Genomic DNA, 15,148 nt, shown 5'->3' on the forward strand with positions numbered 1-15,148 from the left:
TTTTTGGAATGAAACAGATTAATTCCAAGAAAAAATTGTTGAAATTTAAGGTCGAAATCACTATGATTAGACAAGCGGAACAGAAGGAGATTACAAACACATGCAGAACCCAATAAATGAAGAAATTGCGTCTAGACGGACATTTGCGATTATATCCCACCCAGATGCAGGTAAAACAACGATAACGGAAAAACTACTTTATTTCGGCGGCGCGATTCGTGATGCTGGAACGGTAAAAGGTAAAAAGTCAGGGAAATTTGCGACATCTGATTGGATGGAAATTGAAAAACAACGGGGAATCTCGGTTACATCATCCGTTATGCAGTTCGATTACCAAGGCAAACGAGTCAATATTCTTGATACGCCAGGGCATGAAGACTTCAGTGAAGATACGTACCGGACATTGATGGCAGTCGATGCCGCAGTCATGATGGTCGATGTGGCCCGCGGGATTGAACCACAAACGATCAAGCTTTTCAAAGTATGCCGCATGCGCGGAATTCCAATCTTTACTTTTATCAATAAAATGGATAGACAAGGGAAAGAACCATTGGATTTGATGGAAGAGCTCGAAGAAGTGCTAGGAATTGAATCTTACGCGATGAATTGGCCGATTGGAATGGGGAAGGAATTCCTAGGTATTTACGATCGCTTTAATAATCGAATCGAACAAGTTCGGGCTGAAGGAGACGACCGTTTTCTTGAGTTAGATGAAGACGGCGGACTTCTGGAATCTCATCCGATGATGGAAACATCCTATTATCAACAGACACTAGAAGATGTTTTATTGTTAAATGAAGCAGGTAATGATTTCGACGAAGAACGTATTGCGAAAGGCGAATTGACGCCTGTATTTTTCGGAAGTGCATTGACAAGTTTCGGTGTGCAAACATTTTTAGAAACATTTTTACAGTTTGCACCTCCGCCGCAGCCGAGAATGACAAAAGATGAAACAGAAGTTAGTCCACAATCAAAAGAATTTTCGGGATTCATCTTTAAAATTCAAGCAAATATGAACCCGGCCCACCGTGATCGTATTGCATTTGTGCGAATCGTTTCAGGCGCGTTCGAACGTGGAATGACCGTATCGGTACCGCGAATTTCCCGGACGTTTAAACTCACCCAAACGACACAGTTTTTGGCGGATGACCGTGAAACAGTAAATGAGGCGGTTGCAGGAGATATAATCGGTTTGCATGATACCGGGAACTATCAAATCGGGGACACGATAATCGGTGGAAAATCTTCTTTTACGTTTGATGCGTTGCCGCAGTTCACACCTGAATTATTTGTGCGCGTCACAGCGAAAAACGTGATGAAGTCAAAGCATTTCCATAAAGGAATTTTGCAACTTGTACAAGAAGGTGCCATTCAATATTACCGCACGCTTCATACAGAAGAAGTGTTGCTTGGGGCTGTTGGGCAACTACAGTTTGAAGTTTTTGAACATCGCATGAAAAACGAGTACAACGTCGAAGTGCATATGGAGAATCTAGGTTCGAAAGTTGCGCGTTGGATTGAAAACGAAAGCGATGTAAAAGAATCCATGGCGGGCCAGCGTGCGATGCTCGTGAAGGACCGTTATGAAAAGTTAGTGTTTTTATTTGAGAATGAATTTGCAATGCGTTGGTTCCACGATAAAAATCCGGATATCAACTTATATAGTTTGCTTTAATTTGATACAGCTAGTAGGGCGGGGATTCCGTTCTGCTAGTTTTTTAATCGTAACGATTTATACATATCAATGAAGTGGGTTGGATCAGCTTCGACTGAAAACATAAATACACCTTGGTTTGTATGAAGATAAAATAATCCAGCGCCATTGGAAAACGGCTTATACGACATATCGTGAATATGTTCTAGCGGAAAGTTGTTTTTTGCTGTAGAAATTTTATCGGCATACAAATGGATGCAATGCGTCGTATGATTTGTCGTCTGCGCATACCAACCCGTAACCTTTTCAACTAACTTATAGGTGAGGGTGCAAACGACTTGATGATTAGCTTCATGCACGGCGAATACCTCCAATTTTAAAATGTCCATGACGGAAGATGAATATGTAGATTATAACAGTGCGCCAAATTTAGCGCTTGTTTTTATCGATTTATGAAAGTTCCCATTTGAGAATGGGTTCGTCATTCATTATGATTGTAGTAGAGTATCTTTTTCAAGAGAGGGCGTTCCCATGAAAATTAGTGACTTTTCAATAAGAAGACCAGTTTTTACAATCGTTACCATGTTTCTCGTCATTATTCTAGGCGCGGTGTCATTTTTCAGGATACCCGTAACCTTGATTCCCGAATTAAACCCGCCAGTAGCGGTTGTTGTGTCGAGTTATCCGGGGGCTTCGCCAACAGAAGTGAGCGAAAAAGTCACGAAGCCGCTAGAAGATAGTTTATCGACCGCACCTGGTTTGAAATCAATTCAATCTTCATCACAGGAAGGTTCAAATTTTATATTTCTAATGTTTGATTGGTCAACAAAAATTGATGATGTCCAAATGGACTTACTGCAAAGGGTCGACCAAGTTCCAATGCCTGATGGCGCGAATAAACCGCGGTTATTAAAATTCGACCCTTCGCAATTTCCAGTCATCCAATTATCATTAAGTTCTAAAAATAAAGATGCGGATATTCGATTAGTTGCTGAAGAACTCGAGCAAGAATTACGCCGGACAAAAGGAGTCGCAAGCGTAACTGTTTCTGGAAAGCTAGTTGAAGAAGTCCAAATTACGCTCGATGAGAAAAAGTTGGAACAGAACGGTCTGGCGCAAGAAGACATCGTCCAACTAATTCAATCGAATAACGTTTCAATGCCAGGCGAACCAATCGAGACGAATGATGGAAAGCAACTAACTACCCGGATTGTCAGCATGTTAACATCAGTCGAGGATATTCGGGATTTAACGGTCACTGTCAATCCTGGGAATGGGAAAAAAATCAAAGTCAGTGATATTGGGAAAGTTGAACTGACCGAAGCGCGCTCGACAACAGAGACGCGTGCAAACGAAGAGCCGGCCGTTCTGATGTCTGTCTTGCAAGAATCAGGGGCAAACACAGCGGATGTATCTACTTCGTTCAAAGCGGCCTTAGATGACCTTCTAGCCACCGAAGAATATAATGACATCGAATCAAATATACTTTTCGATCAAGGGGATTACGTCAAATTAGCGATTGGGAATATTGGTCAATCACTTATTTTAGGCGGCATATTCGCAATGATTGTCTTATTTCTTTTCCTTCGGGGAATTAAGAGCCCGATTATTATTGGAATTGCGATTCCTTATTCCGTAATCGTCACTTTCGTTTTAATGCATTTTGCAAACTTTTCCCTGAACATAATGACGTTAGGTGCATTGGCGCTTGGCATAGGGATGCTTGTGGATAACGCCATAGTAGTTATTGAAAATATTGAACGGCATTTAGCAATGGGGAAAACTCCGAAACAAGCAGCAATAGAAGGTACGAAAGAAATTGGCGGGGCAATTACCTCTTCAACATTGACTACGTTAGCCGTATTTGTTCCTGTCATATTTATTAGCGGATTAATCGGAGAAATTTTTACAGAGTTTGCGTTAACAATCTCGTTTAGCTTATTTGCATCACTAGTCGTCGCATTGACTGTCGTGCCGATGATGGCGGCTCGAATGCTGAGGAAGCCAAAAGGGAATTATGAAGCGAGAAGAAGGCGTTCAAAATCATTGAATCGTTTTGAACGATCAGTAAAGTGGTCATTGCGTAACCGCATAACGGTGCTGGCAATCACCACAGTATTGCTTCTGTTTAGCGGATTTGGATTATTTAAAGTCGGGACTGAGTTTTTACCTGCAACGGACGAAGGCGCATTCAGTGTCGGAGTAAAACTTCCGAATGGCTCTTCGACAAATGCAACTGATGAAGTCGTTAAAAAGATTGAAACAGAACTGAAAAAACAAGATGATGTTGAAGTCTATGTGAGTCTTGTCGGGGGAACGCAAGAGAGTTTAGCACAAGGCTCATCGAATGCGAATCAAGCCGAAGTCTACGTTAAACTGATTCCATTAGGTGAACGCGATCGTTCAGTATTTGAATTTGTTGATGAAGTCCAGCCGTCTGTTTTAAAGACAGTTGGAGAAGATGCAAAAATTAGTTTTAATATGCAATCAGCATCCGGCTCAACGCCAAATACATTAAGTTTTGCGCTTAATGATACCAATGAAAAAAGACTCGATGAAGCAGTCACTCAATTGAATGAAGAATTAACTAAAATAGGTAGTGTAACAGAAGTAACAAATACGCTTGCTGACACAGTCGAAGAAATTCAGATTACCGTGGACCGAGAAAAAGCTACAGATAATGGACTGGTTCCTTATCAACTGGCACAATCAGTTAATGACATTACTCGCGGTACGCTTGCAACGCAAATCATCAATGAAGAAAATGAAGTTTTCAGTGTTCTTGTTCAATACGATGAAAAATACCGAGATAGTATTGACAAGTTGCGGAAATTGAAAGTACGAAATCAAACAGGTGAATTTGTACGGCTAGGCGATGTCTCTACAATTGAGATAGCCGAGGGACCAGTGGCGATTCAACGTGTTGACCAGGCTCATTCTGTTACTTTTAATGTGAAATATGCATCAACCGAAACATTAGGCGAAATGACGAAAAAAGTAAATGCCACTTTCGACAAGATTGATTTGGCGAAAGAGATTGATGTAACATTTAGTGGAGATCGGGAGTTATTTGAAGGCGCGATTGATGATATGATGCTAGCGCTCGCGCTTGCGGTCGTCCTTGTTTACATCGTCATGGCAGCACAATTCGAATCGTTTAAATATCCATTTGTCATCATGTTTTCTGTACCGCTTATGATAATTGGCGTGGCCATCGGATTATTTGCCACAAGCACGCCGATTAGCGTAACAGCCATTATCGGGATACTGGTTCTCGTCGGAATAGTTGTCAATAATGGAATTGTGTTAGTTGATTATATCAATCAGCGAAAAGAAGCCGGACTCAGTTCGTATGACGCGATTATATCATCGGTCAGGGACCGTGTTCGTCCAATCCTTATGACGGCGTTAACGACAATCCTAGGGCTATTACCACTTGCCCTAGGATTAGGAGAAGGAACCGAAATGAATCAGCCAATGGGAATTGCAGTCATTGGCGGCTTGATAAGTTCAACATTCCTAACACTTTATATTGTACCGATAATTTATAGCCTGTTTGATAGGCAGACAAGAAAGCGCGCAATCGCTAAAGAATAGCATAACCATAAAAAGAAGGCAGCACCCATTCAAGTCTTGACTTGAGAGGGAACGCCTTCTTTTTTTTTACTTGATTTGTCCCAAACGACCATAAATGAGGAAAAGCGACTAAACCGGCGGCTGAAACGACCAATCCGACGCGTGATGCGACTAATGCAAGTATCGAAACGACCATACCACCGTTTGAAACGACTAAACCGGATATCTTTCCCTAGCGCCGAAGCATATTTGGCGAGATTTCCTAGTACATTTATATAATGTACAACCTTAATAACTTTTCAGAACATTCTTCCAACACTTAATTATTAATGCTATACTGAAATAAAAAGGGGTGGAACTAATGGGGACACATTTTTTTACCGGATTTCCGGGTTTTATCGCAAGCCAATTAATTAAGGGGTTAATTAAAAAAGATAAGTTGAAAAAATTGTACGTACTCGTTCAAGAAAGTCAACTAGCTCAAGCTGCCGAAAGCATTAAAGTTATTTTCCAGGAGTTAAATGTAACACTTCCATTTGAAATTATTTCGGGTGATATTACGTTAAATAATTTAGGGATGAAAGAAAAAGAACTAACTAAAATTCAAGCCGAAACGATAACAATGTGGCATCTTGCGGCGATTTATGATCTTGCCGTCAAGAAGGAAATTGCTTGGAAGGTTAATGTAGAAGGGACGAAAATGGTCTGCGATTTTGTCCGTTCACACCCCTCAATTTCCCAATTTATCTATTTCAGTACAGCGTATGTCGCAGGGACTCGTGAAGGAAAGATTCTTGAAACAGAACTTATACGTCCGGACGCTTTTAAAAATCATTACGAAGAAACAAAATTTGAAGCAGAATGCATCGTCGAACAATTAAAGGGCGATGGCATAGTTACAATTATTCGTCCAGGAATTGTAAGAGGGCATTCAATAACGGGTGAAACAATAAAGTTTGACGGGCCTTATTTTTTCATGAATATGATTGATAAGCTAAAATGGATGCCAATCATACCTTATGTAGGAAAATCAGATGCACATATAAATGTCGTGCCTATTGATTATATTATTGATGCCGCCATCTATCTTGTGAATCATGGACCAGCACTAGATAAAACCCTTCATTTGACAGATCCATCTCCACATTTAGTCGAGAAAGTTTACGGAGCAATGGTGAAAGAATTAACCGGCAAGGAACCGAAAGGAAGATTCCCTCGTACACTGGCAGAGAAGGGGCTAAGCTGGAAACAGTTGCAACGCAAATTAGGTGTAGAAGTAGAAACCCTTGATTATTTAACATGGAATGCAATTTTTGATACGACAATCGCAGAAGAATTATTAAAAAATAGCGGCATTCAATGTGCTGATTTTATTGCTTCAATCCCATCAATGTCAAAGTTTTATAATGAAAATAAACATAGAGCGGAATTTCATATTCCAATCTATTAAAAAAGAAGTTTACATTTTAAGGATGGGTGGTATACTAAATTCAAAGACCCAAACTTAATATCTTTTGACTAATGTCAAAGGGGAGTAGCTTTAGGGAAACCTATTTCATAATCGTCAATACATGGCTCGTTTTGCCATCGGTTATGATAGCCGAAATTTAAAGATTAAATTCCGACTTTGCGAGACCTTTGCCTATTTATTAGGTGAGGGTTTTTTTATATGAATTGATTGGGAGGAATATTTTTGGAAGCAATATTATTGGAATATGCATGGGTACTTGCGGTACTTATTGTTCTTGAAGGACTATTAGCTGCGGATAATGCGGTAGTAATGGCTGTAATGGTAAAGCATTTACCAAGATTACAACAAAAGAAAGCATTGTTTTACGGGCTCTTGGGTGCATTCGTTTTTCGTTTTGCAGCTTTGTTCATGATTACTTTTCTCGTTAACATTTGGCAAATCCAAGCACTTGGAGCAGCCTATCTATTATTTATTTCCATAAAAAATATTTATGATCAAAGGAAAAAAGATAAGCACGGTGATGACTTAACGAAACCGCGTAAACAATCAGGTTTTTGGATGACGGTATTTAAGGTCGAATTAGCAGATATCGCATTTGCTTTAGACTCAATGTTAGCTGCTGTCGCACTTGCGGTAACCCTTCCAGAATTGGGGAATTTCGATATTGGCGGAATCAACGGTGGTCAGTTCCTTGTTATGTTAATGGGTGGTATAATTGGTTTAATTATTATGCGTTTTGCCGCGCGTCAGTTTGTTGTGTTATTGGAAAAATACCCATCCCTTGAAACAGCAGCTTTTCTCATAGTGGGCTGGGTGGGCGTTAAATTAGTCGTCTTGACATTGTCTCATGAAAAACTACAAATTCTTAATACAGCATTTCCGCATTCAACACTTTGGAAGACGACATTCTGGGTTGTTCTTGTTGGAATTGCACTGTACGGCTATTTCATAGGCGTCAGTAATGACCGGAAAAATAGAAAAGCGTAACTATAACTAATCATTGCAGGAGGTAATAAGTTGAATAGGTTGAAAATTAATCGTGAAAGCTTTCAAAAACTAACTCCTGCACAGATAATTGTGTTTTATTACTTTTTAGCAATTGCATTTTCTTTTTTACTATTAAATTTGCCCGGTGTCTATAAACCGGGCATTAAAATTGAAACAATTGATAGTCTTTTTACAGCAGTAAGCGCTGTGAGTGTGACAGGTTTAACCGCAATAAGCATTTCCGAAACATACACGCCATTTGGAATAAGTATGATTATGGTCGTGCTGCAATTCGGCGGAATCGGAATTATGTCAATCGGCACCTTTTTTTGGTTACTAATTAGAAAGAGAATTGGCATGAAAGAGCGTCAATTGATCATGGTTGACCACAATCAATATAGTCTTTCTGGTGTCGTCTATTTAATTAGAGAAATTGTGAAAATTATTTTCTTGATTGAACTAATCGGAGGGTTAATTTTCACTTTTTATATTATGAGGTTTTACGATACTTTCAATGAAGCTTTTTTAAATGGATTGTTTATGGCAGTTTCAGCGACAACTAACGCGGGTTTTGATATTACTGGTGAATCCTTAATGCCATATTTCAATGATTACTTCATCCAAATCATGACGATGTTATTAATCATTTTAGGAGCGATTGGCTTTCCAGTATTGATCGAAGTGAAGGCCTTTTTCTCGAAAAAAACGCCTCATTTTCGATTTTCTCTCTTTACAAAAATTACGACGTTAACTTTTGGAGTTCTTTTGGTTTTCGGCGCAATTATGATTTATATTCTTGAGTCGTTTAATTCATTTAAAGGAATGGCATGGCATGAAAAAATCTTTACATCCATATTTCACTCAGTTTCCTCTAGATCAGCAGGTTTAACAACATTCGATGTGACACAGTTTAGCGAAGCGACAGATATCGTTATTAGTTCTTTGATGTTTATCGGTGCATCGCCTAGTTCTGTTGGCGGAGGAATACGGACCACTACCTTAGCAATTGCAGTATTATTTCTTATTAATTTCGCACGAGGGCGAGAAGTTATTCATATTTTCAATCGCCAAATCAAGCTTATCGATGTGTTTCGCTCGTTCGCAGTTATTTTACTCGCGGGTTTGATGGTTATCGTCGCATTACTTATTCTCTTGATAACAGAGCCGAATGTTCCAGTCGTAGCATTGTTATTTGAAATTACATCCGCATTTGGTACATGCGGCATGTCGCTTGGCATAACATCTGACCTTTCGACAATGGGTAAACTAATTATTATGGTATTAATGTTTATCGGTCGAGTAGGACTCATTTCATTTTTATTCACGCTCGGTGGTAAGACGAAGAAACCGCATTATCATTTTCCAAAAGAACGGGTTATTATCGGATAACTACAAAAACTTGATAAAACATTTGACCTTTTGTTTTTTGCTGAAATTAAAAAAGGTAAAGTACCAAGCCGTTCCCAATTTTAACCAATGGGGCGGTTTTTTTGGTCTTAAAGTAGCGATTCCAAGAGTTGAAATTGGTGAATGAGTTTCTAGAGTAATGAAAAATATAAAAAAATAAGAAGCAATGCCTACAACTGAACCTTTGTGCCTATACCAATTTATGTTTAATTATGGAATAATCGGAATTGGGCGTGTTTCGCATCGCGAAATTTCTTAGCATGAATTATAAGCATTCTTCATACTGTTTTACTAAGGAGCTAGGAGGAATGAATTTGAAAATGAAACAAGAAAAAGCAAGTAAATTCATGATGTTTTTTGAAAATGCACGCAAACCAGCTGCTATTTTAGACATTAGTGGCGAGATAATCCAATTGAATGATGAATTTAAAGAAAAGTTTGGCATGGAAAAAATAAATAATATTAAAGACTTATCGGATGAAAAGTCGATTTATTTGTGGGACGAAAATTTAGAGCTAACGATAAATGATGGACACACCTCATCCAATCTCCCCATTGTATTAGAGCCGCAGAAAATAGCGGATTCTGTAAGGGTACACCTCATATATTGTGATAATTCAAGACGAATTATTGCGCTTTTCAACGTGCCCGAATTGTTAAGTGAAGAATCAGAGGTAAGTAATTTGAAAATATTTCAGAAGTCTGAAAGTTTATTCATTGCTTTTGATCAAACTGGAATTATTCAAAATGTTAATGAGCATTCGTATAGCTTTCTTGAGCTGTCGGGAAAAATGCTGATTGGGAAAAGCGCTTGTGAGTTTTTCAGTTCGCTAGGTTTTTCGAAAGAACAATCAACAAAATTCATCCGAAAAGTGATTGGCGAAGGGTATGCTGAAACTTTACACGCTTATGAAAAGTCCTCGGGAGAGGTTAGCTATTATCACATCAAGACCTATTATGATGAGTCCGTAGGTATGTTTATTACCCGAATGGCAGATCGCACTGAAAAAGTTATATTGGAGAAACGGTTAGCCCATAAAGAATCACTTTATGAAGTGGGGCAACTTGCGGCGAGCATTGCCCATGAAATTCGTAATCCAATTACAACACTTAAAGGATTTACGCAGCTATTAAGAAATTCGACTGCTGAGGAATCAGAAAAATATTTAACGGTTATTGATGATGAAATTATTCGAATGGAATCTATCTTGAATGAAATGCTCATCTTATCCAAGCCGAGTATTGAAGAAAAAACATTTATTTCTTTGTCCAAGTTGTTATCGACAATGATTAAGCTATTTCAACCGAAGGCTAGAATTGAAGGGATTTCAATCATACAATTTTCGGGTGATTTGGAAGAGGTATTTATTTTTGGGGATGAAGCGAAACTGAAGCAAGTTATGCTAAATCTTATGAAAAATGGGCTTGAAGCGATGAGCCACGGTGGAAAATTAACGATTAGCTTGGAAGCGATTGAAGATAATAAGGTAAATGTTTTAGTGTCGGATACAGGCCAAGGCATGTCGGCTACTCAATTAAAACAAATATTTATGCCTTTCTTTACCACGCGATCCGACGGTACCGGTCTTGGATTGCCTTTTGTCATTAAAACGATTGAGGAACATGGGGGAACTGTTTCTGTTTCAAGCGAGGTTGGGGTAGGGTCCGAATTTATCCTATCTTTCCCTTCAGCCACAATCCATAACTCGCCATCAAAAGAGGCGAAAGCTAAAGCTTTACAGGCTGGGGCCGCGCGGTGAATTTTTGACAATTGCCTTTAAATTCCCTTATAATTAAGTTAAACAGTAGGGAATAACAGAAGGTGGAAAAAGTTATGGAAAATAGTACGGATCGTGCTTTAAAGTTATTTATTGTTTTATCACGTTCGTGTAAAGTAATTTTGGAAGAAGCTCACAAATTGATTGAACAATATGGATTGAATCCGACGGAATTCGGTGTATTGGAACTTCTTTACCATAGAGGAAGACAGCCCATTCAAAAAATCGGGCAGAAAATCCTGCTTAGAAGTGGTTCAATGACCTATGTTGTCGATAAACTTGAGAAAAGAGGATTTCTTGAGCGGGTATTCTGTTCAGAAGACAAGCGGGTAACATATATTTCAATAACGCAGTCTGGAGTAGAGCTGATAGAATCAATATTCCCGGAACATGCAAAAAATATCGAGGCTCTTATGAGCGGTTTGGATGCCGAAGAGCAAAATACAGCAATTGACTTACTGAAAAAACTCGGTTTATCAGTGAAAGACCTATCGTGATAAAAACGGCAACTCGAAAGAGAGTGCCGTTTTTTTTGGTCCACAACCTATTACGCGCAATCTTTTTCGTGACCTATCAAATAATTGAGATAAGTTTGCTTTAACAGTTTTCAATCTGCTACTATATTAATAAAGCTCAATTATTTCACGCTTAACAATCCTTGGAAAAGTGTTTTTAATTCAAAACGGTTAGTGCAAAGTACAGGAACCGCGGAGGGGTACAGGTGGAAAAAGAAATAGAAGAAACCCGGAAATTAATGATTGAAATTGCCACGTCAACAGGTTTAGGTTCCCAGGAAACACTGAAGGTGAGTCAAAAGCTAGATGCTTTGATTAATCGTTATGAAAATTATCAAAGTAAATTTAGAGGCGAGAAGTTAAGTAGAAAAAGATAAAAACGTTATCGGAGGGGTTATGAATGGTTTCGATCCAAGAATTTAAGCAAGAATTGAATCAGGCTATTATTGGCAGGGAAAAAGAATTTGATTTTATGTTAATTGCATTATTGCAAGAAGGTCATGTTTTATTGGAAAGTGTTCCGGGTTCGGGTAAAACGATGATGGCGAAGAGCTTTGCGAGTGCATTCAAAGGTGAATTCAGACGTATACAGTTTACGCCAGACGTACTCCCATCCGATGTGACAGGAATACGCTATTTTAATCCGCAGACGCAGGATTTTGTTTTAAAAGCAGGTCCTGTTTCAACAAACATCTTGCTTGCAGACGAAATAAACAGGGCAACACCGCGTACCCAGTCAAGTCTTCTAGAATCAATGGAAGAGAAACAAGTAACTATCGACGGTGAAACGATAAAACTTCCAACGCCATTTATGGTAATAGCAACTCAAAACCCGATTGAATCTCAACAGGGGACATTTCCATTACCGGCTGCCCAACTCGACCGATTTTTATTTAAGTTGAATATCGGCTACCCATCAATGGAAGAAGAACAACAAATTTTAAGGCAATACGGGAATAACCCAGGTGAAATTACAACTTCATCAGTAATTGGTCCGGACGATGTAGAACTATGGGCTACTGAAGCAAGCAACGTAACGGTCCATGAAGATATCGAACATTATATCTTGAAAATTGTCCGTGCGACTAGAGAACATCCTTTCATCGAACTTGGCCTTAGCTCGCGTGCCGCACTAGCTATTTTACGTGCTGCCAAAGCGCATGCTTACATTTCGGGCAGAAGTTTTGCGACACCTGATGATGTAAAAGCAATAATTGAACCTGCAGCCTTGCACCGTATGGAGTTGTCGACGGAAGGAATGCTGACAAAAGAACTAGACGACGTATTGGAAGCTATTATTAGTTCAATACCCGCACCGATAGAGGCGGCAATCTAATGAATTGGGATCGCCATGAAGAGGGTTTCAAATCACTTCATATGATGATGGGAGTCGCACTCGTCTTCTTATTGTTTGCACTCATTTATTTTCAAATTGTCTTGGCTGCCTGCTTCGCGTCTATTCTGCTGATTGGTATTGTTCAAAATATGTATTATAAAAATGTAGGAAAAGACTTAAAACTCTTACCTGTTAAAAATAAAGCACGTTTTTTAATTGGAACCGAAACGGATTTAGTAATGGAATTTGAAAATGGCAGATTGCCCATATGGAATGGTAAATTAACACTTTCGATAGAGGATTCAGTCATGCCGGCTTTAGATGACCTGCAACATTTTAGCGGGATTTTTGATTTTACGGTTCCTTTTTCAGTCGGAAGTTATGAAAAAGTGCGGATTATAATTCCGTTGGAAGGCAGGAAAAGAGGTTTATCTAGAATAACGCGCGTCATTGTTGAAGTTCCCCATATATTCGGGGAAGGCTCAGTTTTGATGGAACTGGAAGATTCGGTAAATCAAGAAAATCTAGTGTATCCAAATATTGTTCCATTTACAGGGGAATTGAATCCGTCGCCTTTCAAACCGGGTGAAGTACCACAACGTCAATCATTATTTCACGATGTGTTTCAACCAGTTGGGACTCGGGATTATGTACCATCTGATCGTTTTGATCAAATTCATTGGACTGCTAGTGCTCGGATGCAAAAGTTACAAACAAAAGAGTATTTGCCAGTTACTGAACAATCAGTGATGTTTATACTTAATGCAATTGAAAAATCGCGCACGGATGGCGATTTTGAAAGAAAAGTAGAGCGGTTGGCATCGTATGTTGACTATTGTACACGCCATGTAATCCCTTATGAGATTATCATCAATATACGTACGTATGGAACACAACCTTTTATCCATCAAGCAACGGGTGTGGGAAAAGTCCAGCATCAAAAGTCGCTTGAGTTATTAGCGCAAATATCAGAGAGAAATGCGAAAATCCCTTTTGAAAATATACTTCAAAGTATTGAGTCGAAAGCACAGTTAGCGCCAACAATTGTACTGATTACTCATGAGCCTGAACGTTTTCATGCTTTTCATGGAAAATGGTCGAAACGCTGCGAAGTGATTATCGATAGTTCTTATGAAAGGGGTGAGGAGCAGTGGATCAACGACAAATCGACGACATCAGTTTCAGGCTGAAAAACGTTGAAAGTTTCATACTGGAATTGATACTGCTTACTTATCCGCTTCTATTAATTTCCGAAAACTTGCTGTTGAGTCCTCATTATTTATTAATAGCAGTTGCCATTAGTATAGGAATCGCATGCTATTTGTTTTTTCAGATTAAACCATATTCAATCCTTATGGGGTTATTTTTTTCACTTCTGCTAACCACGCCATTTTATTTTATCAATTTGCCAGTACCATTAACAGTATTTATTTTTATGTATACCTCTTGGCGGATGCACGCAAATTTCGGGTTGCAACGAAATAGCAGATGGAATTTCCTGGCAATAAATACGATAGTCTTTACAATTTTTTATTTTATTACACGAAGTTATTTGCTGAAGGCACATGCAACTGAAATAAATAAAGTGAATGTACTATTATTCTTATTAACGACTATTTTATTTATTGTTTTACGTTATATTACGATATTGATCCTTGGTAGACGCCTGCCGAAATTCGAATGGTTAGAAACAAGTAAAGTATTTGCGGCAATTTTAGGGGTAGGAATCGCGACCTATTTGTTAATTTATTACTTGATTGAGCCTATCCGCACGGCTGTTCTTGCTGTTTTGGGCTTTCTATTCGGTGGACTGTTTATGTTTGTATCGACAGCCATAACGCCTTTTATCGATTATGTTATTGATTGGCTAGATTACTTGAGATGGAAAAAGTACCAAGAGATGGAAAAACCAACAATTTATAACACTGACAATGATATGGATGGAAAACTGGAAATCTTTTCATCAAGAGCGGAACTGAATATCGGGGTTTACGTAGTCATTGGTGCTGCCATATTAGCTGCTATTGTCCTTTATTTGAATTTCAGACAAAAACGACATATGTACGATGAATCGAAAGGTCCAGCTTATAAAGTTCGTTTATTCGGTCGGGGCGATAAAAAGAAATCAGATGTCGAACAAGTATATGACTATTCAATTGCATCAAATGCGGTGCGAACGGCTTATCAAAGTTTTGAAAATGACGCTCATCAGGCAAAGCATCCTCGCTTTGCGGGAGAAACTGTAAAAGAATGGTTTTCGAGAATGGGTTGGAGAAATAACGAAAATTTATTTGCGACTTATGATAAAGCACGATACGGGGCTATGACTTTGACCGAAGAAGAAGGTCGTCGATTTGAAGATGATTTGAATGAGATACGTGACAAGTATTTTACTAATAGACGTTAATTAATAGTACAGATAAA

The 15,148-nt window shown here is 38.8% G+C and carries 12 protein-coding genes; 11 read left to right on the forward strand and 1 reads right to left on the reverse strand.

Features of this window, described 5'->3' with window-relative positions:
• Window positions 1–100: 100 nt before the first annotated feature.
• Window positions 101–1,675, forward strand: a complete 1,575-nt coding sequence (locus tag JSQ81_RS18290; RefSeq protein ID WP_212605414.1) for a peptide chain release factor 3 — start codon at window positions 101–103, stop codon at window positions 1,673–1,675.
• A gap of 35 nt (window positions 1,676–1,710) precedes the next feature.
• Here the strand turns inward: JSQ81_RS18290 and JSQ81_RS18295 are convergent, their stop codons facing one another.
• Complete coding sequence (locus JSQ81_RS18295) at window positions 1,711–2,013, reverse strand: hypothetical protein (protein WP_212605415.1); 303 nt, start codon at window positions 2,011–2,013, stop codon at window positions 1,711–1,713.
• A gap of 172 nt (window positions 2,014–2,185) precedes the next feature.
• On the opposite strand from JSQ81_RS18295, the gene JSQ81_RS18300 reads away from it, so the two are divergent.
• From JSQ81_RS18300 to JSQ81_RS18345, 10 genes are all read left to right on the forward strand, one after another.
• Entirely contained in the window at window positions 2,186–5,251 is a 3,066-nt protein-coding gene (locus JSQ81_RS18300; protein ID WP_212605416.1) for an efflux RND transporter permease subunit, read from the forward strand.
• A gap of 340 nt (window positions 5,252–5,591) precedes the next feature.
• Complete coding sequence (locus JSQ81_RS18305) at window positions 5,592–6,680, forward strand: SDR family oxidoreductase (RefSeq protein ID WP_212605417.1); 1,089 nt, start codon at window positions 5,592–5,594, stop codon at window positions 6,678–6,680.
• Between the two features lie 243 nt (window positions 6,681–6,923).
• A complete protein-coding gene (locus JSQ81_RS18310; RefSeq protein WP_212605418.1) occupies window positions 6,924–7,688 on the forward strand; it encodes a TerC family protein in 765 nt (254 codons plus the stop codon).
• A gap of 39 nt (window positions 7,689–7,727) precedes the next feature.
• Window positions 7,728–9,077, forward strand: a complete 1,350-nt coding sequence (locus tag JSQ81_RS18315) for a TrkH family potassium uptake protein (RefSeq protein WP_212607738.1) — start codon at window positions 7,728–7,730, stop codon at window positions 9,075–9,077.
• A 338-nt stretch (window positions 9,078–9,415) separates the two neighbouring features.
• Window positions 9,416–10,855, forward strand: a complete 1,440-nt coding sequence (locus JSQ81_RS18320) for an ATP-binding protein (protein WP_249336746.1) — start codon at window positions 9,416–9,418, stop codon at window positions 10,853–10,855.
• 74 nt (window positions 10,856–10,929) lie between these two features.
• Window positions 10,930–11,370, forward strand: coding sequence for a MarR family winged helix-turn-helix transcriptional regulator (locus tag JSQ81_RS18325; RefSeq protein ID WP_212605420.1), 441 nt, complete (start codon window positions 10,930–10,932; stop codon window positions 11,368–11,370).
• Window positions 11,371–11,594: 224 nt separating this feature from the next.
• Window positions 11,595–11,765 (forward strand): aspartyl-phosphate phosphatase Spo0E family protein, encoded by a 171-nt coding sequence (locus tag JSQ81_RS18330; protein WP_212605421.1) that lies wholly within the window; start codon window positions 11,595–11,597, stop codon window positions 11,763–11,765.
• Window positions 11,766–11,788: 23 nt separating this feature from the next.
• Entirely contained in the window at window positions 11,789–12,724 is a 936-nt protein-coding gene (locus JSQ81_RS18335; protein WP_212605422.1) for an AAA family ATPase, read from the forward strand.
• Complete coding sequence (locus JSQ81_RS18340; RefSeq protein WP_212605423.1) at window positions 12,724–13,914, forward strand: DUF58 domain-containing protein; 1,191 nt, start codon at window positions 12,724–12,726, stop codon at window positions 13,912–13,914. Before JSQ81_RS18335 ends, JSQ81_RS18340 begins: the two co-directional genes overlap by 1 nt.
• Window positions 13,875–15,131, forward strand: coding sequence for a hypothetical protein (locus JSQ81_RS18345; protein WP_212605424.1), 1,257 nt, complete (start codon window positions 13,875–13,877; stop codon window positions 15,129–15,131). Before JSQ81_RS18340 ends, JSQ81_RS18345 begins: the two co-directional genes overlap by 40 nt.
• The last annotated feature ends 17 nt before the right edge of the window (window positions 15,132–15,148 follow it).

This window comes from Sporosarcina sp. Marseille-Q4063, assembly GCF_018309085.1.
In the GTDB taxonomy this organism is placed as follows: Bacteria; Bacillota; Bacilli; order Bacillales_A; family Planococcaceae; genus Sporosarcina.